This window comes from Streptococcus oralis (assembly GCF_023110435.1).
Classification (GTDB): Bacteria; Bacillota; Bacilli; order Lactobacillales; family Streptococcaceae; genus Streptococcus; species Streptococcus oralis_CF.
In genome coordinates this window covers 1-20,957 of the sequence record NZ_JALDWB010000004.1, presented here as the reverse complement: position 1 = coordinate 20,957, position 20,957 = coordinate 1, and the positions used below count along the sequence as shown (strand labels likewise).

The following is a 20,957-nucleotide window of genomic DNA, read 5'->3' as shown; positions in this document are numbered from 1 at the left end:
GCCTTTAGGTTGTTATTTCAATTCCTGCAACTTTTCCCAGACAATCTCGTAGACGTCTGTTAATTCTCCGAGACCTCTACGGAAAACATCCTTGTCCATGTGATTGCCATCTGCGTCCCACAAACGGCAGTTATCTGGTGAAAATTCATCTGCCAAGATAATCTTGCCATCCTTGTCAAAACCGAACTCTAGCTTAAAGTCAATCAATTTAAGACCAATCTCAGCAAACCAAGCCTTCAAAAGTTTATTGATACGACGGGTTTCTTCCTTCAAGTAAGCAATCTGCTGGTCATCCGCAATTTTAAGGAATTTCACATGCTCGTCATTGATAAAGGGATCATCCAAATCATCATTTTTATAGTAAAATTCGACAATTGGAGTCTCAAATGCGATACCTTCTTCTACGCCAAAACGTTTTGAAAAGGAACCAGCCGTGTAGTTACGGAGCACAACTTCCAAAGGAATAATCTCAACCTTTTTATTGAGCTGTTCCGTGTCCGAAAGTTTCTCCACAAAGTGGGTCGCTACACCAGCCGCATTTAATTTCTCAAAAATAAAAGATGAAATCTGATTATTTAACACTCCCTTGCCCGCAATCTGCTCCTTCTTGACACCATTGAAGGCAGTTGCCTGGTCCTTGTAAGTTGAAATAATGAGATTTTCATCCTCAGTTGTATAGATATCCTTGGCTTTTCCCGAATAGATCAATTCTTTTGACATGTTAAAGTTCGCCTTTCGTATTTCTTTACTTCATTTTACTACAAAATAACGGAAATAGCAAGAATTTGCGAACGAAGACGAAGGTACCTATTTTTAACATTAAGAAAAACTGTAAAATCAAAATATTTTACAGTTTTAAAAGTATAATATTACATTAAAAACAAACATTATTCTCTGTTCAAAAATTGATCCCAATAATAGCGGAAATAACTTTTCTTTCCTGTAATTAGTGTCAAACGTCCTTCTGAACCGTAGCGAAGCCTTTCTGCCTGTTCAGGAGTCAGACTGGTCTCCGCCTCTATCTTAAAGAAATTTCCCTTTTCAGTCTTAGTAGCTGTCGCATCAATATTCGTAATAGCAGAAACAAGAACAAGTTCTTTGTTGGCATCCTTGCTTGTAGTAAAGCGAACAGAATCACCTACTTTTAGCCTTGCAACATCTTTTGAACTGAGATAAGCTGTGAGTTTGGTTTTGCCTTCTTTTTCCAAGGATGGATAGAGTTGGGCTAGCAAGGTTCCTTCTGCAACCATGGTAGAATCACTGGTTTCAGGATTAAGGTGAAGCACCCCATCCTCACTTGCTGTAATTTTCCCCTTGTCCAGCAGACTTCCTTGGACTTTCTTACCCGACTCTGCCTCCAAAATTTTCTGATCCAAAAGGGTTAATTCCTGGCCGACTTTGACTAGCTGCTGAGACTTGAGGGATTCAAGTTGACTATCCAGTCCCGTTGCGTAGGCTTGTTGAGCTCCAGAACCCGCATACTGCACACGATAAGTAGCTAAACTAGACTCTAGCTGGGTAATTTGTGCATCCACCTGTGCAATAACTTGCGATTTGGTTTGCAGATCTTCTCCACCTTGGTTTTTATAGGTCTGATAAAAAGAGTAGGCCGCATTTTGACTATCCAGTTGAGCTCCTGTTTCAATCGCCGACTTAGCTGTTTTGTAATCTCGAATTTTATCCTGCGTTTGGCTGATAAGATTGCCAATCTCGGCCTGACTCTGACTTGCTGCCGCATTCTGCGAGGAGATGCTGGCATTTTGCTGAGAAACATTACTCCTAAGACTACTAGCTTGGCTGAGATAGTCTCGAAACATCTCCTGATAACCAAACTTATCCGCCTCTGGAAATTGATCAGTCCCCTCTTTCAAACTGGATTGCAAATAACTCAACTGCTTTTTTTGATTCTTTAACATCTCCAACTGATTGGCGTATGCTTCAACCTGAACGGTTTCCGCCCCTTGCTGGTACTGAACGAGGAGATCCCCCTGCTTGACTAGTTTGTTTTCTTCTAGATAATTTGCCACAATGCGTTGATTGCTAGTCGATTGGATGTTGGCAATGATCCGACTAGGTTCGACAGTCGCTCTGGTAGACAAACTAATCTCCTTCTCTGCAAAGACTGCAAAGCCAAGTAAAAACACGAGCAAAAGCGTCATGGGTAAAATCACGCGACTGGAAAAATTATGGTAACGACGATGGTAAAACTCTGCGCTTTCTAAAAATTCTGGTTTCATCTTCTCCTCTTTCTAGCTATTGACCAAATGAGCGTAAAAGCCATCCTGCGCAAGCAAGTCTGCATGGTTGCCTTCTTCGACAATCTTGCCCTGATCCAAGACAACAACCTTCTCTGTCCGCTCAGCAATGGTCAAGCGGTGGGCGATGAAAATCAGGGTTTTGTCTAGTGCCATGAGATTATCGACAATCCGCTTCTCTGTCAAAATATCCAGACTGCTGGTCGCTTCGTCCAATATCAAGACAGGTGCATCCGTCAAGAGAGCACGCGCCAAAGCAATTCGCTGCCGTTGCCCACCAGAAATGCCTGCCCCATCCGAAGTCAATTCTGTCTGATAATTCAGCGGCATCCGCTCGATATCCTCCCGAATCTCAGCCAACTCGACTGCTCGTAAGATATCTTCCTGTGTCGTCCCTTCCTTAGCCCCAAGGAGAATATTCTCCAAAATCGTTCCGTTAAAGACATAGGGCTGTTGAGGCAGATAGTTGATATACTGGCGCAAGGCTTTTTTATCAATCTGATTGAGATTGACACCACCCAGACTAATCTCTCCCTGACTTGGGTCGTAGAAATTAACCATCATCTTGGCCAAAGTTGTCTTGCCTGATCCTGAAATTCCCACAAAAGCCACTTTAGAACCTTGCGGAATCGTCAAATTGATATCCGACAAAACATCTCGACCGTAACCATACTTGTAGTGAACCTGATTGAAAGTCATATCTCCCTTCATCATGCTCAAATCTTCGACTGTTTTCTTCTCCTCAAACTCCGAAGCTACCAGATACACTTCATTTAAACGATTATTGGCAACCTGCGCTGTCTGAAGTTTGGTTTGTAGGTTGATGATATTTTCCAAAGGATTGGTAAAGTAAACAAGCAAAGTATTATAGGTAATCAGCTGGCCCAAACTCATTTTCCCATCCATGACGAGAACTGCTCCCATCCAGAGAACGGCAACATTGAGCAGGAGCTGAGCAACTTTTTTCAGTGCCTTTTGCTGGCTTTCTGCCCGACTGTAGGTAAAGGATTTTTTCAGATAAGCCACAAATTCCTTATCAATCTTTTGATAGCGTGAACTTTCACTGGTCAAAGATTTAATGGTCTCAATACCGTTGATGTCCTCGATGATAGAAGAAGACAGAACCGCATTAGCTTCCATGGTATCACGATTCATCTTTTCAAAAGGCTTCATAAAAGCAAAGATAATCACTGTATAGATGGGAAGGGCAAGCAGACTAATGAAAAAGAGTATCATATTTTGTGAAAACAAGACAAGCGAAATAATCAAAATCGTTGACACATCCAAAAAGATCGATAGAATGGTCGATGCCAGCGCATCGATGATACTATTGGCATCTGTAAAACGAGACACGATTTCTCCTGTCCTGCGTGTCGCGAAAAAGGACATCGGCAGGTGAAAAACATGCTTGATGTAGGACAAAATCACGTCAATTGACAGGCGTTGCCCAAGGATCAGCAGAAGATATTCCTGGGCATAGGATAAGATCTGCTGGAGAATATAGACGATGACCAGCCCAATAGAGATAATACCCAAGGTCGAACGCATCTGGTCTGGTACGTAACTATCAATGATAGACTGCAGATAATAAGAACCTACAATGTTGATCAGGGTTACCAAGAGTGTCGCTAGGACGATATTGGTAATTAAGCCACGCTGTTTGAGTAAGATTGGTAAGAAGGATAGGAGTCCCTGTTTTTTCTCCTTATGGGGTTTATAGTCTGGAGATGGCGCCATAAAGAGACTGACCCCTGTCCACTCTTGCGCAAATCGCTCACGGGAAATCTTGGTCAGCTTGACACCAGGATCTGGATCAGCGATATGGATGTGCTTTTTATCCTGACCTGTCACCACATAGTAGTGGAGCAATTTCCCTTCCTTAAGCACATGAGCCACAAAGGGAAAGGTCAAATCTGGCAAGTCAAAGAGCGTCATATCCGCCTTGATAGCACGCGTCTCAAAGCCAAGCTCCTCTGCCACCTTTACAAGCCCCAAAGCCGTCGTCCCATCCATGGTCGTCTTGGCCAACTCTCGTAGATGAGCCAAGGAGTAATAACTACCGTAGTAGCCAAAGACCATAGCCAAGGAAGCCACGCCACAATCCATCTGATCCACCTGAGGACGGTAGTGCCTTTTCTTAAATTTCATATCTATCTCCTTTTTTCTAACAATCTCTTAAAAACTTTGTAAGATTATTTTAACCAAACAAGGAAGAAATAAGGGAATTATTTCTGAAAAAACAATATCCACGCCTAAACAGCACTTTTTGTCAAAGAAAATAGGCAGAACAAGAGTCCTGCCTAAAATATATATTTATTTCTTTTTCTTCCTAATTCTTTTGTCAATCATGTACAAAACGATAATCGAAAACAGCGGTGGTACAATATAACTCTTTTCACTCATTGTCAGCTGAAATCCTAAAGTTGCTAGTATCCCAAAGATGAAAATATTCATCAAAAATAGGAAAGTGAATACAAGAATAGATTTTAAAATCTTAGTCATTTTCGCCCTCATTACCTTCTTTAGCCGCTGTTTTCTGGATAATATGGTATTTTACCGCTATGTAAATGATTAAAAGAAGTAGGGGATAAGAGAACAAGTCTGAAACTTCCATGAAATTTACACTATACTTTCCTGGCAATAGCTTATAGTCCATTAAAACTTGAAGGATAGAAAGCACAATACGTACTAGTAGAAGTCCTCCTAATAACATCACTTCTTTTTTAACATACAGACACCTTCCTAACTAAATGTAGATTATGGTTCATTAGTCTAACACTCCAAGATTGCTTTTATGCTGGAGCTACAGAGATCAGACTCATGTTGTCACCACTTGTCATCTTTTTCTTCACTTCTATAAAGTAAGATAAAGGTCATCAAGAATAATGAAATCGTAGGTATATCAAAATATTCAAACCATGTAGGTAGGTTTATTTTGTTTACATCAGCCAAGATTCTAATAATTAGATAAGCCATCGAGCTAAACAATACAGTGGTCTCTGGCCAAGCTTTTCCTAGTAATTGAACAACTTTCATCCCGAACTCCAATCTGATGGTCCATCAATTCCCAATCGTACTTTCTTTTGTTTCGTACTTATATCCTACATAAAACAGACCAAGCAGAATCGGATAGGTTTCTGGATAAAACAAGGTATTGATCGGATTTTTCAAAATCAAATACGTTGCGATATAGATAATGAGTGATACGATAAAATATCCCTCAGCAAATCCTAATAAGAATTTTTTCATGGTAGATTCCTATTTACCTGATAAGAAAGGCGGAAAAACTCCGCCATTCACATGCACAAAATCCTTTTCATTCAGATTCATCATTTATAGTTTTGATTATTTTTTGACAAATCTTTACAAAAAATACCAAAATAGCCTGAGGCAAGCAAACCAACTAAAGTCCATTGCCAATCAAAGGATACTAATGAACCTGTACGAATCACATGAAGCGCGAGATGCAGGCCGATTGCCAACAAAGGAAATATAGTGGCTAATTTAGGTAAGAGTGTGTTGAGATTAATGTTCCGATTGTTCATAATCTAACGCCCTCTATACCCATTATAAACTCCCAATCCAAATGTGCCTCCTGCTAAAGTAGCAGCTGCACCATAAGCTGCTGCTGCTTTCCAGCCTACAAGTACTACCGTACCTATCGTTAATGTAATAACACCACCTTGAACCTCTTCAAGTTCTTGAAAAGATAATTCTTGAAATTGTTTCATTACTAAGCCTCCTTTCTAATCATATTAAGGTCGCAATGCTTTTCCAATAGCATATCCTGCTCCATAAAGAGCTCCTCCAATTGTAACCACAGCACCTGCTACTTTTCCTGCTAAAATAATTCCAGCTGCTGTAATAATCAATCCCCCATCCACATCCATCAACTCTTCTTCTGTAAGAGTTACAAAGTTCTGTTCCATTTTGTCAAAGTTTGTCATCTTTTTTCTCCTTTATTTCTATTTTTTAGTTTACGACTTCTAGATTTTAAACCATTTTAAAAACCAGATTGGAAAAATAACTGAAATCATTTTTTCTCTCCTTTCTTTTCTGCTCACTTATCTATTCGAGAAGTGATTTAAAATGAACAGGTAAATTTCATTTATTTTAAATACCATTTGATAAACCATGGCAATAAGATTGGTAAATACATCGCGTAGTCTCCTTCCTTTTTTTCTTATCTATCTATTCGAAAAACAATTCGAAAATGAACAATTAATTCATTTTTATTTTAAAAACCACTTGATATACCATGGATACAAGATTGGCATGTACATGAACGTTCCTCCTTTTTTCTTCCTCATCTCTTTATTCGCAATTTCTACTAAAAATTTTAACGTTACTCTTTTTTCTGCAAACAAAAAAACAACATGACTTGCATGTTGCTTTTTGCTATATTTTACCTTTAATAGTTCTGACCACATCTGCTACACTTTGCAATTGGTCAATTTCCTCATCGCTGATCTCGATACCAAATTCATCTTCTAGCGTCAAGACAAACTCCATCAAGTCCACTGAGTCTGCATCGAGATCGTCTTTCAAACTCAAAGCTTCTGTCACGACAAAGTCCTCTCCCTGTCGTTCTTGGATAATGGTCACAATACGGTCAAAAATTTCTTTTTCTGTCATCTTTTTATTCTCCTGAAAATTCACGCGCAGTTTGAGAAACTACGTCTGTTTCTAGCATGGTACGAATCTGGCGAATCGTACTGTACACAGCTTTAGCATCACTTGAGCCATGAGTCTTAACAACAGGTGCCTTGACACCAAACAAAACAGCGCCTCCAACATCTGAATAGTTGAGTTGCTTTTTCAAACCTTTAAGGCTATCCTTGAGAAGGAGAGCACCAAGTTTTGCTCGAAGACCGCCACCTGTAATAGCTGTCTTGAGCAAGCCCATGATACCTATGGCTGTCCCTTCAATAGATTTGAGCACAGCGTTTCCCGTGAAACCATCTGTCACGACAACATCCGCAACGCCATTCATCAAATCACGCGCTTCCACGTTTCCGATAAAATTCAAACTTTCATCAGCTACTAGCAAGGCATAGGTTTCCTTACGAAGGGGATCACCCTTGCTGCTTTCTGTTCCGTTGTTGAGCAAACCAACACGTGGTTTCGAAATCCCACGAACATTTTTAGAATAAAAGGAGCCGAGAACAGCGTATTGGTGGAGGTGCTGGGCTGTGTTTTCTGCATTGGCACCGAGATCAAGCATATCAAACCCTTTTCCATCAATGGTCGGCAAGGTAGACATGAGTCCAGGACGGTCGATATTTTTAATACGACCCACAATGAAGAATCCTGCAGCCAACAAGGCACCTGTGTTCCCAGCGGAGAGTACGGCATCCGCCTCCCCATCTTTGACTGCCTTAGCTGCTAATACCATACTGGCATTTTTCTTCTTACGGATTGCTTTTGTCGGCTCATCATCTGAGTCAATTTTTTCATCCGTATGGATAATGCTGACTCGCTCTGTAGCTGTTAGATATTGCTTGATTTTGCTTTCATCTCCATAGAGTTGAATCTCAATATCTGAAAAGTCAGTAAGGGCTTGGTTGACACCCTCAACGATGGCTTGAGGAGCGTAATCGCCCCCCATAGCATCTACTGCGATTTTTTTCATTTGTCTTCCTCTTTGAGTAATTGTCCCCAGTCTGCTAGGGAATCAATAAATTTCTTTGATTTTAGGTGAATCCCGACGTACTCTTCGTAGATCTGATCCATAAACTTGCGCAAGTCTTGCTTGATTTCGGACTTGAGCGAAATGGTTTCCAAGGTCTCAAAATCAATAGCTTGAAATTGATTGAGCAGATAAGGGATGTTGGGATTCAGATGGCAACGTTTCTCATCCTCATGATAATGGTCTGGGCAGAGGCAGGCTCCATATTTGAAAGAAAAGTCAAAGGCCTGACCTACCCGATGGCAAAAGACACACTCATTAAAATTTAGCCCAATTCCAAATCGAGTCAAGATTTGAATTTCAAAAATATTGGTCAAAACCTGATAATCCAAGCCCACTTCCATCAACTCCAAGGTCTTTTGCAAAAAAGCAAACAAGGGAGCATCCTGCTGATTATCCTGCAAACTAGCATCTGCAAGAGCTGCTACGTAGGTCGCATAGGCCATGACAAAGAGGTCACTATTAATCTTGGGAAAGGTCATCACCTCATGGTAGTCCTCGATGTAACTGAGCCCATCATCATTGATTCGCAAGAGAAATCGTGCCAACACCAATGGCTGAATAACAGGAGCCAGTTTGGACTGACCAGCGTGTTTGACAAAAAACATGCGTTTGCCAGCCTGCTCGGTAAAAATTTTGACTAGCTTGTCATCCTCACGAAAGTTACGATTGTAGAGCACCAAGCCTTGACTCGTGATAGACTGAATCATGCTTCTCTCATATACTCCTCAAGTCGTTTCATGGCCTCTCTGATCGTTTCCATGCTGGCCGCATAAGACAGACGCACATAGCCTTCTCCGTAACGCCCAAAGGCGGCACCAGGAATAAAGGCCACGGCTTTCTTCTGGGCAAAATCCTTGAGAAAAGCAAAGGAATCTTGATCGTAACCCGCTGGAATTTTAGCAAAGATATAGAAGGCACCATCTGGTTTAATAATCTCAAAACCAAGAGCAGTCATCTTCTCGATGATATAATCTCGACGTTGGATGTATTCCTTCTTCATAGGCTCGGCGTCGTTTTTACCAGCGGTCAAAGCCTCCACCGCAGCATGTTGAGCCATGGTATTTGCGGCAGTCACCAAGTACTGGTGACTCTTAATCAACTGCGCTGTGAAAGCTGCAGGAGCGAAAATCAGACCCAAGCGCCAACCTGTCATAGCATGCGATTTAGACAAGCCGTTGATGATAATGGCCTGGTCTCTCAGCATAGTTCCTAGAGACACATGAGCTTCCCCCGTATAGGTCAATTCTGAGTAAACCTCATCACAAACAACGAAAATCTCATACTTGCGTAAAACTTCTGCCAAGGCTTCCAACTGCTCCCGACTATAGGTAATTCCTGTCGGATTAGCCGGATAGTTGAGAATGACTGCTTTGAGCTTGTCGCCTTGCTCCAAAATTGCCTTTTCCAACATTTCAGGAGTCAAGACAAAACCATTTTCAGTCGTGTCAATCTCGACAATCTCTGCCCCAACTAGATTGACAATCGGCTCATATCCTGGATAGGCAGGAGCTGGTAAGAGAACCTTGTCTCCCTCTTCCAAAATAGCTGTCAAAGTAGCAGATAAAGCCTCTGTCGCCCCAATTGTAACCAAAATTTCATTTTCAGGATTATAATCTAGCTGGTATTTTTCTTTTACAAAGTCGCTAGCAGCCTGACGCAAGGTCAGTAAACCGCTCATCCCTGTATAGTAGGACTGGTTCTGGTCAATGGCTCGCTTGGCTGCTTCCTTGATATGATCTGGTGTTGTAAAATCAGGTTCCCCCAAGGTCAAACGCAAGACCCCAGGAATCTCCGAAATAGCCTGGTCAAACTGGCGAATCAACGAAACTTGAATCTTGTCTAACTGTTTATTAAAGCGCTTGGTTAAGTCCATAGATACCCCCTTGCTTACAGAACATAGTACTATTATACTACAAAAGCTCCCTGACCGCAAAATCCATCTGAAACCTGCATTTTTCACTTTCTGTTTTACTTTTCTTCTCAACAGGACTATAATAATAAGTGCTTATTTTCGGAGGTTTATATGTCATTTTTATCAAAAAATGGAGCAGGAATCTTGGCCTGCCTTCTCATTTCTATCGTATCTTGGTTCCTGGGAGGATTTTTCCCCGTCGTGGGTGCACCTGTCTTTGCAATTTTTGCTGGAATGCTCCTCCACCCCTGGCTTTCACCCTACAAACAACTGGATGCTGGATTGACCTTTAGTTCAAAAAAATTGCTCCAGTATGCCGTTATCTTACTCGGTTTTGGTCTCAATATCTCGCAAGTCTTCGCGGTCGGGCAATCTTCGCTCCCTGTTATCCTCTCCACCATTTCGATTTCCTTGATTGTCGCCTACCTCTTCCAGCGTTTCTTTGCGCTAGACACAAAACTAGCTACCTTGATTGGAGTGGGTTCTTCTATCTGCGGTGGCTCTGCCATTGCTGCGACAGCACCCGTTGTCCAGGCCAAGGAAAAAGAAGTAGCCCAAGCCATTTCCGTTATCTTTTTCTTCAATGTCTTAGCGGCACTCATCTTTCCAACTCTAGGAACCTGGCTTCACCTATCCAATGAAGGCTTCGCCCTCTTTGCAGGAACTGCGGTCAATGATACTTCTTCTGTAACGGCCACCGCCAGCTCCTGGGACAGTCTTTACCAAACCAATACCCTCGAATCGGCAACCATTGTTAAACTCACGCGCACCTTAGCAATCATTCCCATCACTCTCTTCCTCTCCTACTGGCAAAGTCACCAGCGAAAAAACAGCCAGGATTTCCAACTGAAAAAAGTCTTCCCACTTTTTATACTTTACTTTATCTTGGCTTCTCTGCTAACTACCATTCTCACTTCATTAGGTGTCAGCAGTGACTTCTTTGCACCTCTCAAGCAACTCTCCAAATTCCTTATCGTCATGGCTATGAGTGCCATCGGTCTCAAAACCAATCTAATTGCCATGGTTAGATCCAGTGGTAAATCTATTGTCCTCGGAGCTCTTTGCTGGATTGCCATCATCCTTACCAGCCTAGGCATGCAAGCATTGATTGGTACTTTATAATACAAAAGGTAGCCCATGGCTACCTTTTTATTGCTCAAGAATTAAGCGAGTATGTTCTCTCTTGATACAGCGATTCATCACGATGTCATCGCATCCTCCAGCACGCAAGATTTCTTCCGCTTCTAGATTTTCAAGTCCTAATTGCGCCCAAAAAATCTTGGCATCAGCCTTGAGAAAATCACGCGCCACATCTGGCAGAAACTCGCTGCGACGGTAAACATTGACAACATCTACAGGAAAAGGAATCTCAGCTAGACTCGCATAAGCCTTTTCTCCCAAAATTTCACCACCTGCAGCCTTGGGATTAACTGGAATGATTTTATAGCCTCGAGCCTGCATTTCCTTGGTCACTCGATTGCTGGTTGTCTCCTCACGGTCGGACAAGCCCACCACTGCTAACGTTTTACTGGTGGCCAGATACTGACGGACCACTCCATCACTTGGATTGATAAATTCTTGGCTCATAGAAATCCTCCTTTTTCATCAGTATAGCATATTTTGAAAAGGCTTGCAGATTTTGACTACAAAAAATCTCCTAGCAAGAAAAGAAACTTGCTAGGAGTTCTGTCTACTTCAAGTGAAAGATTAAATCTTTTTCTCAATGCTAAACAAAGGAGAAAGAGGGCGTTTTTCATGGATACGCACGATGGCATCGCCTAGAAGGTGGGCAATCGAAATTTGTTCAATCTTATCAATCAAACGCTCTTCTGGTAGGTAGATGGTATCCAAAACAACCAATTTTTTAATAGCTGATTTTTGGATATTATCCATAGCAGGGCCAGAAAGTACTGGGTGCGTACAGCTTGCATATACTTCAACAGCACCTGCTTCAGCAAGAGCATCCGCTGCATGGCAAATGGTTCCAGCTGTATCGATCATATCGTCAATCAAGATACAAGTCTTACCTTCTACCTTACCGATGATGTTCATCACTTCGCTAGTGTTCATCTTGTCTACACTACGACGTTTGTCAATAATCGCAATCGGAGTTTTCAAAAACTCTGCCAATTTACGAGCACGAGTCACCCCACCATGGTCTGGGCTGACAACCACGTAGTCAGATCCAACCATCCCACGACGTTCAAAGTAGTCTGCAATCAATGGAGCACCCATCAAGTGATCCACAGGAATATCAAAGAATCCCTGAATCTGCGCAGCATGCAAATCAATCGTCAACAAACGATCCACTCCAGCCACTTCTAGCATATTGGCAACGAGTTTTGAAGTGATCGGCTCACGCGCTCTCGCTTTTCTATCCTGACGTGCGTAACCATAGTAAGGCATGACAACGTTGACAGATTCTGCACTAGCACGCTTCAATGCATCCACCATAATCAAAATTTCAAGTAAATTATCATTTACAGGTGAACTAGTTGATTGTAGGATAAAGACGTGTTTTCCACGGATTGATTCTTCGATGTTGACCTGAATCTCCCCATCTGAAAATTGGCGAACAGTCGATTTCCCCAACTCTATCCCAATTTCTTGCGCCACACGCTCTGCCAATTCTCTATTAGAAGAAAGGGCAAACAGCTTTAAATCAGAAAAAGACATGATTTCCTCCGGTATTTATGTATCACTTGTTTTTTACACAACATTTTCCATTTACCATTGTAGCGCTTTTTCCTTTATTTTTCAATCAAAAATAAAACAAGGGCAAACATTTATACCCTTGTTTTTACTATTTTATATTAGCTATATTAAAATTAAAATCACTACATTTTAACAATCGATTTTATGCTAGGATGAAATTTTTTCGAGACAAAGTTAGTATACTTCTCTCATACTTCCTGTATCCACATCATAGACAGCACCTGAAATAACCACATCATCAGGAATCAGTGGAGATTCTCGAAGCAATTGCATATCCTCTCTCACACTCTCTTCAACATCCTGGAATGGTAAAAAATCTTGATCAGACACATCAACCCCGAGCTCATGCTTCAAATGTTCATGAAAACTTTCATTTTGAAAGGTTTGAGCTCCACAGTCTGTATGGTGAAGCACCACGATTTCTCTTGTCCCCATTTGTTGCTGGGAAATCACCAGTGAACGAATCATGTCCTCAGTTACTCGACCACCCGCATTCCGCAAGATATGAGCATCCCCAAGGGCCAAACCTAGAGCTTGCGCAACGTGCAGACGTGAGTCCATACAGGTCACGATAGCTACTCTGGTTTTCGGTTTAAGTGGCAGATTTAACTGCCCATGTAGAGCAACATAAGCCTGATTGGCTTGCATAAACTGTTCAAAATACGACACGATTTCCCCCTTAAAAATTTGATAATCAAATATTTCTCCTATCTTATCATTTTTAAGAAGATTTGTCACGGATTATGCAAAGACCCTTTTCAAAACTTCCTGAATAGTCGTCACTCCAATGACTTCAATTTCCTTAGGAGGAGTGATTCCTGTCAAGGAATTCTTGGGTACATAAATCTTGGTAAAGCCCAGTTTTGCCGCTTCATTGATGCGTCGTTCGATACGATTTACGCGCCGAATTTCTCCGGTCAAGCCTAACTCTCCCACAAAACATTCCTGAGGATTGGTAGGCTTGTCTTTGTAGCTCGAAGCAATGGCAACCGCAACAGCCAAGTCAATCGCAGGTTCATCCAATTTGACACCGCCAGCAGATTTGAGATAGGCATCCTGATTTTGCAAGAGCAATCCTGCACGTTTTTCCAAAACAGCCATAATCAAACTAGCACGATTGAAATCAAGACCTGTCGTTGTGCGCTTAGCATTTCCAAACATGGTTGGTGTTACCAAAGCTTGAACCTCCGCCAAAATCGGACGGGTCCCTTCCATGGTCACCACGATTGATGAACCAGTAGCCCCATCCAAACGCTCTTCTAGGAAAACTTGACTCGGATTGAGTACCTCAACCAATCCGCCCGACTGCATCTCAAAGATGCCAATCTCATTAGTGGAACCAAAACGGTTTTTGACCGCTCTCAAGATACGAAAGGTATGGTGACGTTCCCCTTCAAAGTAAAGCACTGTATCTACCATATGCTCCAACATACGCGGACCAGCCAAGGTCCCTTCCTTGGTCACATGCCCTACGATAAAGATAGCAATGTTATTAGTCTTAGCTAACTGCATAAGTTCAGCTGTCACCTCACGTACCTGAGAAACAGACCCCTGCACCCCTGAAATCTCAGGAGACATAATCGTCTGGATGGAGTCGATGATGAGAAAATCTGGTTGGATGCGCTCCACCTCAGCGCGAACACTCTGCATATTGGTCTCTGCATAGAGATAAAACTCGCTATCAATATCTCCCAAGCGCTCTGCTCGTAGCTTGATTTGCTGAGCAGACTCCTCCCCGCTGACGTAGAGAACAGTCCCTACTTGAGATAGCTGGGTTGAAACTTGTAAGAGAAGAGTTGATTTCCCAATCCCTGGATCCCCACCAATGAGTACAAGACTTCCTGGTACCACTCCGCCTCCAAGTACACGGTTGAACTCCTCCATCTCAGTCTTGGTTCGATTGACATTGATTGAGGTTACCTCAGCCAGTTTCATGGGTTTGGTTTTCTCACCCGTCAAGGATACACGCGCATTCTTGACCTCTGCAACCTCGATTTCTTCTATAAAAGAAGACCAAGACCCACAGTTTGGACAGCGCCCTAGATATTTAGGGGAATTATACCCACAATTTTGACATACAAATGTCGCTTTTTTCTTTGCGATGATAAACCTCTTTCTAAATTTCTACCTCACACTCAATCACTTGACAAAAATCAATCTTCTCACTTGGCACAAACTGACGTATTAGCATACGATGAGCTATAACAACTACAGTCTGATGTTCTCGATACTTAGCCATAGATTCTAGAAATCGAGACTTCATTTCCGCAGCTGTCTCATACTGAATAGGACTATTAGGAAGCAACTCCCCCTTGTTTTCTAAAAACAGAGTACGTGCTTTTTCAAAATTCTCTATGCCACTTTCGTAAACCTGCCATTCGTGTAACAAAGGCTCCACCCTCAAAGGAAGGCCTGTAGCACAAGATACATAAAAAGCCGTTTCTAATGCTCGCGTCACTGCAGAAGACACCAGTATATCAGCTGAGCCAAGCAAAGGATTTTGGCAAAGTTCCTGAGCTTGTTGCCGTCCTTCCTTAGATAAAGGTGCTAAATCCATCCCAAAACCTGTATAAGAACGTTCCTCTAACTCACGGTAATCTGGCTCCCCATGACGTACAAAGATTATCTTCATCTTAATGCCCTGTCGATCCAAATCCACCAGTCCGCACGCCATCAGCTGCATCTCCGTCTGCGATTAAAAATGGTGCAAAGACAGCCTGAACCACACGTTCCCCAACTTCAAGAATCACTTCCTTGTCAGTAATGTTTTTCATCTGAGCAAAAATATGCCCTTCATTTCCAGAATTTCCATAATAATCCCCATCAATGACCCCAACTGAGTTAATCAAGACCAAGCCCTTCTTACGAGGGTTTGATGAACGGTCATAGAGATAGAGCACTTCTGTTGGCTGCATATAAGCCTTGACTCCTGTTGGGACGAGAACAATCTCTCCTGAAGCAATCACAGTGCGTTCCGCAACCTTTAAATCATAACCAGCTGCATGGGCTGTCTCACGCTTAGGGAGCAAATTTTCATCTGTAAAACTCGAAACCAATTCAAAACCACGAATTTTCATATTTTCTCTTTTCTATAATCATTTATTCTAGGCTATTTTATCTTATTTATTCGAAAAAAGCACGAAAAAAGAGCACACAATTCACACTCGCTTAGGGCTGCTGGATTCCTCCCCTGACCCGCTTCACGCAGAACTGTTGCTCCACTATTTATTATACCACATTCCACTCTGTTTTTAAAGAGAAATTATTTTTTCCGTCGATTTCGGAAAAAATCCTGCATAATCGCTGCACACTCACTCTCCAAAACTCCCGTTTCTACCTCTACACGATGATTTAGACGCTCATCTGTCAAAATATCGTACAAACTTCCAGCTGCACCAAATTTCTGGTTTTTAGCCCCGTAAACTACGTTTGGAATACGGGCAAGCCCAATCGCCCCGCTACACATCACACAGGGCTCTATGGTCACAAAAAGGGTGCAATCTAGTAAACGCCAGCTCTCTTCACTCACATTCGCATTCTCTATAGCCATGATTTCTGCATGCATGACTGCCCGTTGCAACTCCTCGCGCGCATTATGCCCACGGCCAATGATCTCTCCATCCTTGACAATCACACAGCCAATTGGAATTTCATCGTGTTCTAGAGCAATTTCTGCCTCTTTCAAGGCCTCTCTCATAAAAGCTTCTTTTTCTTTAACTGTATAATTCATAGCTTCTCTCTTTTCCTGCTTATCAATTCTATCATTATAGCATGTTTTCCTAGACAAAAAAAGAGCTCTATAATATTTACACTGACTAACTTTAGATAGTATTAAATAGCTGGATTGTAGAAATAATGTTTTAAAAAGAGTATAATATTAGCAAAATTGATAGAAAATCAAAAATGATGAATATACTGAAATTTATACAATAAACAATATGAAAGGGTAAATGATGAAATTAGAGTTATTACTGGATAAACCAAAATTTACCTTAATGTTTCCATATAAAAATCAACTTAATAGAGTAGGGGGACCATTCATGATATCTTTATCTGTTATGATTCTCTGGATTCTAAAGCATCTGATAGCTTATAATACCGATTTTACAGACAAGATTATTATAGCAATTGTACTGATTTATGTTCCACTTCTTCTATGGTTTATGGGGTATTATCTCTTCATAAATGGAGTAAAATTAGAAGTTCATAAAAACAATACTATTCAGTATTACACCTATAGTAGCAGGGGCCTCAGCGTATTACATTATCAATTTAAACTTCAAGATATCGAACAAATAACCATTAAAAAGCGTCCCTTTAATTGTGCAAAGTTAACCATGAAAATTAGAAATCCTATTTTTTTAGAAGGATATGAGAAAAATCTAAATAAGCTAATAAGTGTCAGTATCATCACAGATAAACTGAAAGCAGATGTTTTTATGCACGAAATGAACCAAATTCAAAATGACAAATCAGGAAACCAAGTTATCAAATAAGCTAATTTACAAAAAATTTAATTTTATCTAACTTATAAATTCTAAAGAAAATAGTTCACTGAAGAGGCTGGGATCAAAAATCCCAACTTCATTTTTGCTTAGTTGTACACCCATAATTTATTAGTAGATTAAACTATTTGTTGGTATTTTAAAATTCAAAAAGCTACTTTTACCAAAACTTCTTTTCTCCATTCACAACCTTAACCAATCTACCGAATTGTTGAAACCATGAAGTTCTAGTTCTATCAAATTAAGACTTGGTCTACAGATTTCTGTCCCACTGTTTTTTTCTTTATCTTAAAAAGTCAAGTAGAAGCCTGTATAGGACTTATGAACTAAAAAAGTCACCGAATGCGGTGACTTAATAGGGAGATTATTATGAAAAAGAAAAGTTTAGGATATTTGTTACAACAAGTTAGGAGGTCTTCTTGTAACTATCTATAGTATACCCACCCTCTCTTAAACTAATCTTAAAAATCTTCTATGACCAAACACTTTCTAAAATATTGGTTTGTTCACGACCAGGACCTACTGAGAAAGTAGAAATACGAACCCCAACCAACTCGCTCACACGACGAACATAGTTACGCGCATTTTCAGGAAGATCTTCCAAATTACGAACTCCAGTAATGTCTTCTGACCAACCAGGCAATTCCTCGTAGATAGGTTTGCAACGTTTTAATTGCTCAAGACTAGCTGGGTAGTGGTCGATACGTTGACCATCGAGATCATAAGCCACACAAATTTTCACAGTATCCAAACCGCTCAAAACATCAATAGAATTCAATGAAAGATTGGTAATCCCAGATACACGGCGACTATGACGCATCACAACTGAGTCAAACCAACCCACACGACGTGGACGGCCAGTTGTTGTACCATACTCATGACCTACTTCACGAATGCGATCTCCCACTTCATCAAACAACTCAGTTGGGAAAGGTCCGTCACCTACACGACTCGTATAAGCTTTACACACACCTACAACCTTGTCAATCTTACTTGGACCAACACCAGACCCAATTGTCACACCACCAGCGACAGGGTTTGAAGAAGTAACAAATGGATAAGTACCTTGGTCAATGTCCAACATAACACCTTGTGCACCTTCAAAAAGTACACGTTTACCGTTATCAAGTGCATCGTTCAAGATAACGGATGTATCTGTCACATACTGCTTGATTTGTTGGCCATACTCATAGTACTCTTCAAAAATATCATCAATTGAAATAGGCGTGCTATCATATAATTTTTCAAACAGACGATTCTTTTCCGCAAGATTACGTTCTAAACGCTCACGAAAAATGTCTTTATCCAAAAGATCCGCAATACGAATACCGACACGAGCTGCCTTGTCCATATAGGCTGGACCGATTCCCTTAATTGTAGTACCAATCTTATTTTCACCCTTAGCCTCTTCTTGCAAGCGATCCAACTCAATATGGTAAGGCAAAATAACATGTGCACGATCAGAAATACGCAAGTTATCAGTTGTCACACCTTCCTCATGAAGATAACTCAACTCTTTTACTAGAGATTTAGGGTTTACAACCATCCCGTTCCCAATGACAGAAATTTTTTCAGGGAAGAAAATACCTGATGGAATCAAGTGCAACTTAAATTTCTTGCCATCAATCACAATGGTGTGACCAGCATTATCACCACCTTGATAACGAGCAATTACCTCTGCATTAGCTGAAAGAAAATCTGTAATTTTCCCTTTACCTTCATCGCCCCATTGGGTACCTACAACAACAACTGAAGTCATAATAAAATTCGTCTGAGCTACTAGGAGCTCGTCCTTTCTCATATACATGGCAGGAGTCTCACCTGCAATCATATCTTACAATTTATTATAAGAAAAAAAGACCATTTTATCAAGAAGAAACACTGGAAAAGATTTGGAATTTCTATAAATCATAAAATGCAAAACCTTATATTTTAAATAAAATCCTTAAAATCATAAATTCAATGCTCATTATTGTTCGTGATAAATGATATATATGAACGTCACTAGTTTAGAGTAGTACCTTCTAGCAAAAATTTATCTAGATACAAGCGATAGGCCGTCTGAAAATGATATAAACAAAACTCTTTATCGCTTTTAATTCTAAATCTTATCAGGTAATAAAGTAAAAAACGAAGATGAAGTGATTCCCACTCAACACAACTCTGACATAAAGAAGCATATTCTTGTTCAACTAGTTTCAAAAAGACAAATGCTCGTTCGTAAAATTTTTGAAGCATATAAAAAATCCCTTTCTTATTATTAACACTAGTCTAACAGAAAAACGAACTAAAAAAGCTTCAAATCCTATAAAAGAAGAATTTAAAGCTAAACGAACTAAAAATAAAATATAAAGGTAATTATAGATACCAAAATTAAGTTTTGAATTTTGAAAAGTTTACTTCATTTATAAAATCATGACCACCCGTCTATGAACCACATCCCAAAAGTTAGATTTTTTTGTCTAACTTTTGGGACGCGGTTCACATAAGAAAAGAGACTGGGACAATAGTCCCTTGTCTCCCCAAAAAGCAACGGATTTGCCATTGCTTTTTGGCATGGTTGCGATAGTCTTGGTAAAATAGAATTGCCCAATAAACCATTTAGAAAGGCTATCTCATGCATATTCACTATAACACAAATCAAACAACTGTACCACTAGAAATCAGTTCTTTCTTGCCACAAGACCATCTCGTCTTTACTATTGAAAAAGTGGTAAATACCTTGGAGGATTGTCACTTCCACGCCTTCTATCATACCTTTGGTCGCCCGTCTTATCACCCTAAAATGCTTGTATCTACTCTTCTATTTGCCTATTCACAAGGGATTTTCTCTGGACGAAAAATTGAAAAAATGATGATTGAAAATCTCGCTATGCAATACCTAACAGGGCAGTTGGTTGTCAGCTATCGTACCATCAATCCTTTTCGTGTCGCTGAAGGGATGGAAGAACTCATTCGTGATCTTTTCATCGACCTCAATCTTCGTTTAAAAATGGAAGAGTTAGTAACCTTAGATTGTTTGTTTATTGACGGGACTAAGATTGAAGCCAATGCCAACAAGTATAGTTTCGTGTGGAAGGAAGCGACAGAGAAATTCTCCGCCAAACTTCAAGAACAGATACAGGTCTATTTTCAAGAAGAAATCACTCCCCTTATCCATCAAGCTATCGAACTGGATACACAAGAGCCTATCTCCTCAGAGCAGTTGATTGAATTCGCCCAAGTCCTTGAAGAAGAATTGGAAAAACTGAGCCAAGACATGGAGGAGACACCCGTTAAAGGAAAGGATGAACGGAAAACCAATTTGTTCTTCACTATGATGTCTTCTCAAATCCGACAAACACCAAAACTCTTTTACCTTTACTTGAAACCTATCCGCATGACTTGAAGACAGTTGTCGCAGATGCTGGATATAGAAGCGAAGAAAACCTCCTTCGTCTAGATGAAAAGAAGGTGAACCATCTGATTAAATATGCCATGTTTGATCAGGAACAGAAGAGAGGGTATAAACAGTCGGCTAGAAACTTAGCAAATTGTCATTATAATGACAAGGAGGATAGCTACACTGTAAGATTGATGTGGAACCTGTCTTTGGGCAGATAAAGGCTTGTTTAGGTTACAAGAGATGTAATCTGAGAGGTAAGCGTCAAGTGAGAATTGACATGGGATTGGTACTCATGGCTAATAACTTCCTAAAATACAATAAGAGAACGACTCAAAATTAAAAAGCTAGAGTTCCACTATTGGGAATCTCTAGCTTTTTTGTGGCTGAGAACCATTTTGTCTCAGACTCTTGATCTTACTCCGCCAGTAGGACTCGAACCTACGACATCATGATTAACAGTCATGCGCTACTACCAACTGAGCTATGGCGGATA

Annotated in this window: 24 protein-coding genes, 1 tRNA gene, 1 other RNA gene and 2 pseudogenes; 3 read left to right on the top strand and 25 right to left on the bottom strand. The window is 40.6% G+C overall.

Annotation, left to right across the window (positions count from 1 at the left end; genetic code table 11):
- Positions 1–12: 12 nt before the first annotated feature.
- The 13 genes from purC to M1F97_RS06465 all read right to left on the bottom strand — a co-directional run bounded on the left by purC (position 13) and on the right by M1F97_RS06465 (position 9,820).
- A complete protein-coding gene (gene purC / locus M1F97_RS06525; protein ID WP_247944585.1) occupies positions 13–720 on the bottom strand; it encodes a phosphoribosylaminoimidazolesuccinocarboxamide synthase in 708 nt (235 codons plus the stop codon).
- A gap of 167 nt (positions 721–887) precedes the next feature.
- Complete coding sequence (comB, locus tag M1F97_RS06520; RefSeq protein WP_247944584.1) at positions 888–2,237, bottom strand: HlyD family secretion protein; 1,350 nt, start codon at positions 2,235–2,237, stop codon at positions 888–890.
- Between the two features lie 12 nt (positions 2,238–2,249).
- Complete coding sequence (gene comA, locus M1F97_RS06515) at positions 2,250–4,403, bottom strand: peptide cleavage/export ABC transporter (protein ID WP_247944583.1); 2,154 nt, start codon at positions 4,401–4,403, stop codon at positions 2,250–2,252.
- Between the two features lie 165 nt (positions 4,404–4,568).
- Positions 4,569–4,757: a hypothetical protein gene (locus tag M1F97_RS06510; RefSeq protein ID WP_247944582.1), complete on the bottom strand. Its 189-nt coding sequence runs from the start codon at positions 4,755–4,757 to the stop codon at positions 4,569–4,571.
- Between the two features lie 324 nt (positions 4,758–5,081).
- Entirely contained in the window at positions 5,082–5,291 is a 210-nt protein-coding gene (locus M1F97_RS06505) for a bacteriocin immunity protein (protein WP_247944581.1), read from the bottom strand.
- A gap of 24 nt (positions 5,292–5,315) precedes the next feature.
- Positions 5,316–5,504 (bottom strand): hypothetical protein, encoded by a 189-nt coding sequence (locus M1F97_RS06500; RefSeq protein ID WP_132972226.1) that lies wholly within the window; start codon positions 5,502–5,504, stop codon positions 5,316–5,318.
- Between the two features lie 80 nt (positions 5,505–5,584).
- Entirely contained in the window at positions 5,585–5,800 is a 216-nt protein-coding gene (locus tag M1F97_RS06495; RefSeq protein WP_247944580.1) for a bacteriocin immunity protein, read from the bottom strand.
- Positions 5,801–5,803: 3 nt separating this feature from the next.
- Entirely contained in the window at positions 5,804–5,986 is a 183-nt protein-coding gene (locus M1F97_RS06490; RefSeq protein WP_125395599.1) for a class IIb bacteriocin, lactobin A/cerein 7B family, read from the bottom strand.
- A 24-nt stretch (positions 5,987–6,010) separates the two neighbouring features.
- Positions 6,011–6,202, bottom strand: coding sequence for a class IIb bacteriocin, lactobin A/cerein 7B family (locus M1F97_RS06485; protein WP_247944579.1), 192 nt, complete (start codon positions 6,200–6,202; stop codon positions 6,011–6,013).
- Between the two features lie 451 nt (positions 6,203–6,653).
- Complete coding sequence (locus M1F97_RS06480; RefSeq protein WP_000136440.1) at positions 6,654–6,890, bottom strand: acyl carrier protein; 237 nt, start codon at positions 6,888–6,890, stop codon at positions 6,654–6,656.
- Between the two features lie 4 nt (positions 6,891–6,894).
- Entirely contained in the window at positions 6,895–7,887 is a 993-nt protein-coding gene (gene plsX, locus M1F97_RS06475; RefSeq protein WP_247944578.1) for a phosphate acyltransferase PlsX, read from the bottom strand.
- A complete protein-coding gene (recO, locus tag M1F97_RS06470) occupies positions 7,884–8,654 on the bottom strand; it encodes a DNA repair protein RecO (RefSeq protein ID WP_247944577.1) in 771 nt (256 codons plus the stop codon). The genes plsX and recO overlap by 4 nt, the downstream gene beginning before the upstream one ends.
- Complete coding sequence (locus M1F97_RS06465; protein WP_247944576.1) at positions 8,651–9,820, bottom strand: pyridoxal phosphate-dependent aminotransferase; 1,170 nt, start codon at positions 9,818–9,820, stop codon at positions 8,651–8,653. Before M1F97_RS06465 ends, recO begins: the two co-directional genes overlap by 4 nt.
- 150 nt (positions 9,821–9,970) lie before the next feature.
- Between M1F97_RS06465 and M1F97_RS06460 the strand changes: the two genes are divergently transcribed.
- Positions 9,971–10,981, top strand: a complete 1,011-nt coding sequence (locus tag M1F97_RS06460) for a YeiH family protein (protein WP_247944575.1) — start codon at positions 9,971–9,973, stop codon at positions 10,979–10,981.
- 27 nt (positions 10,982–11,008) lie between these two features.
- Here the strand turns inward: M1F97_RS06460 and M1F97_RS06455 are convergent, their stop codons facing one another.
- The 8 genes from M1F97_RS06455 to tadA form a co-directional block, all read right to left on the bottom strand.
- Positions 11,009–11,446, bottom strand: a complete 438-nt coding sequence (locus tag M1F97_RS06455) for a CoA-binding protein (protein WP_247944574.1) — start codon at positions 11,444–11,446, stop codon at positions 11,009–11,011.
- A 120-nt stretch (positions 11,447–11,566) separates the two neighbouring features.
- The gene (locus M1F97_RS06450) at positions 11,567–12,535 is read right to left on the bottom strand and encodes a ribose-phosphate diphosphokinase (RefSeq protein ID WP_084933666.1); all 969 of its coding nucleotides are present in this window, start codon (positions 12,533–12,535) and stop codon (positions 11,567–11,569) included.
- A 213-nt stretch (positions 12,536–12,748) separates the two neighbouring features.
- Entirely contained in the window at positions 12,749–13,243 is a 495-nt protein-coding gene (locus M1F97_RS06445; RefSeq protein WP_002876632.1) for a beta-class carbonic anhydrase, read from the bottom strand.
- Between the two features lie 72 nt (positions 13,244–13,315).
- Entirely contained in the window at positions 13,316–14,677 is a 1,362-nt protein-coding gene (radA, locus tag M1F97_RS06440; protein ID WP_247944644.1) for a DNA repair protein RadA, read from the bottom strand.
- Positions 14,678–14,690: 13 nt separating this feature from the next.
- Positions 14,691–15,248 (bottom strand): histidine phosphatase family protein, encoded by a 558-nt coding sequence (locus M1F97_RS06435; protein WP_206283188.1) that lies wholly within the window; start codon positions 15,246–15,248, stop codon positions 14,691–14,693.
- Positions 15,208–15,651 (bottom strand): dUTP diphosphatase, encoded by a 444-nt coding sequence (locus M1F97_RS06430; protein WP_169447055.1) that lies wholly within the window; start codon positions 15,649–15,651, stop codon positions 15,208–15,210. The genes M1F97_RS06435 and M1F97_RS06430 overlap by 41 nt, the downstream gene beginning before the upstream one ends.
- 58 nt (positions 15,652–15,709) lie before the next feature.
- An RNA gene (ffs, locus tag M1F97_RS06425) (signal recognition particle sRNA small type) lies at positions 15,710–15,804 on the bottom strand.
- Between the two features lie 32 nt (positions 15,805–15,836).
- Complete coding sequence (gene tadA, locus M1F97_RS06420) at positions 15,837–16,304, bottom strand: tRNA adenosine(34) deaminase TadA (protein ID WP_169447054.1); 468 nt, start codon at positions 16,302–16,304, stop codon at positions 15,837–15,839.
- 220 nt (positions 16,305–16,524) lie between these two features.
- Between tadA and M1F97_RS06415 the strand changes: the two genes are divergently transcribed.
- Complete coding sequence (locus M1F97_RS06415) at positions 16,525–17,070, top strand: hypothetical protein (protein WP_206283186.1); 546 nt, start codon at positions 16,525–16,527, stop codon at positions 17,068–17,070.
- Positions 17,071–17,551: 481 nt separating this feature from the next.
- Here the strand turns inward: M1F97_RS06415 and M1F97_RS06410 are convergent, their stop codons facing one another.
- The 3 genes and pseudogenes from M1F97_RS06410 to M1F97_RS06400 form a co-directional block, all read right to left on the bottom strand.
- Positions 17,552–18,838 (bottom strand): adenylosuccinate synthase, encoded by a 1,287-nt coding sequence (locus M1F97_RS06410; protein WP_125449526.1) that lies wholly within the window; start codon positions 18,836–18,838, stop codon positions 17,552–17,554.
- A 245-nt stretch (positions 18,839–19,083) separates the two neighbouring features.
- The gene (gene comW / locus M1F97_RS06405; RefSeq protein ID WP_247944573.1) at positions 19,084–19,317 is read right to left on the bottom strand and encodes a sigma(X)-activator ComW; all 234 of its coding nucleotides are present in this window, start codon (positions 19,315–19,317) and stop codon (positions 19,084–19,086) included.
- 224 nt (positions 19,318–19,541) lie between these two features.
- Positions 19,542–19,736, bottom strand: a pseudogene (locus M1F97_RS06400) (hypothetical protein).
- A 17-nt stretch (positions 19,737–19,753) separates the two neighbouring features.
- Between M1F97_RS06400 and M1F97_RS09220 the strand changes: the two are divergent.
- Positions 19,754–20,804, top strand: a pseudogene (locus tag M1F97_RS09220) (transposase).
- Between the two features lie 77 nt (positions 20,805–20,881).
- Here M1F97_RS09220 and M1F97_RS06380 read toward each other — a convergent pair.
- Positions 20,882–20,955 (bottom strand) — tRNA-Asn (locus M1F97_RS06380).
- Positions 20,956–20,957: the final 2 nt, after the last annotated feature.

Coding starts and splice junctions, on each gene's coding strand:
- purC (WP_247944585.1), bottom strand. CDS start 720: ATGTCAAAAGAATTGATCTATTCGGGAAAAGCCAAGGATATCTATACA.
- comW (WP_247944573.1), bottom strand. CDS start 19,317: ATGCTTCAAAAATTTTACGAACGAGCATTTGTCTTTTTGAAACTAGTT.
- M1F97_RS06505 (WP_247944581.1), bottom strand. CDS start 5,291: ATGAAAGTTGTTCAATTACTAGGAAAAGCTTGGCCAGAGACCACTGTA.
- comB (WP_247944584.1), bottom strand. CDS start 2,237: ATGAAACCAGAATTTTTAGAAAGCGCAGAGTTTTACCATCGTCGTTAC.
- M1F97_RS06430 (WP_169447055.1), bottom strand. CDS start 15,651: ATGAAAATTCGTGGTTTTGAATTGGTTTCGAGTTTTACAGATGAAAAT.
- plsX (WP_247944578.1), bottom strand. CDS start 7,887: ATGAAAAAAATCGCAGTAGATGCTATGGGGGGCGATTACGCTCCTCAA.
- M1F97_RS06410 (WP_125449526.1), bottom strand. CDS start 18,838: ATGACTTCAGTTGTTGTTGTAGGTACCCAATGGGGCGATGAAGGTAAA.
- M1F97_RS06450 (WP_084933666.1), bottom strand. CDS start 12,535: ATGTCTTTTTCTGATTTAAAGCTGTTTGCCCTTTCTTCTAATAGAGAA.
- comA (WP_247944583.1), bottom strand. CDS start 4,403: ATGAAATTTAAGAAAAGGCACTACCGTCCTCAGGTGGATCAGATGGAT.
- tadA (WP_169447054.1), bottom strand. CDS start 16,304: ATGAATTATACAGTTAAAGAAAAAGAAGCTTTTATGAGAGAGGCCTTG.
- M1F97_RS06500 (WP_132972226.1), bottom strand. CDS start 5,504: ATGAAAAAATTCTTATTAGGATTTGCTGAGGGATATTTTATCGTATCA.
- M1F97_RS06510 (WP_247944582.1), bottom strand. CDS start 4,757: ATGACTAAGATTTTAAAATCTATTCTTGTATTCACTTTCCTATTTTTG.
- M1F97_RS06435 (WP_206283188.1), bottom strand. CDS start 15,248: ATGGCGTGCGGACTGGTGGATTTGGATCGACAGGGCATTAAGATGAAG.
- M1F97_RS06455 (WP_247944574.1), bottom strand. CDS start 11,446: ATGAGCCAAGAATTTATCAATCCAAGTGATGGAGTGGTCCGTCAGTAT.
- M1F97_RS06465 (WP_247944576.1), bottom strand. CDS start 9,820: ATGGACTTAACCAAGCGCTTTAATAAACAGTTAGACAAGATTCAAGTT.
- M1F97_RS06415 (WP_206283186.1), top strand. CDS start 16,525: ATGATGAAATTAGAGTTATTACTGGATAAACCAAAATTTACCTTAATG.
- M1F97_RS06485 (WP_247944579.1), bottom strand. CDS start 6,202: ATGACAAACTTTGACAAAATGGAACAGAACTTTGTAACTCTTACAGAA.
- M1F97_RS06480 (WP_000136440.1), bottom strand. CDS start 6,890: ATGACAGAAAAAGAAATTTTTGACCGTATTGTGACCATTATCCAAGAA.
- M1F97_RS06460 (WP_247944575.1), top strand. CDS start 9,971: ATGTCATTTTTATCAAAAAATGGAGCAGGAATCTTGGCCTGCCTTCTC.
- recO (WP_247944577.1), bottom strand. CDS start 8,654: ATGATTCAGTCTATCACGAGTCAAGGCTTGGTGCTCTACAATCGTAAC.
- M1F97_RS06495 (WP_247944580.1), bottom strand. CDS start 5,800: ATGAACAATCGGAACATTAATCTCAACACACTCTTACCTAAATTAGCC.
- M1F97_RS06490 (WP_125395599.1), bottom strand. CDS start 5,986: ATGAAACAATTTCAAGAATTATCTTTTCAAGAACTTGAAGAGGTTCAA.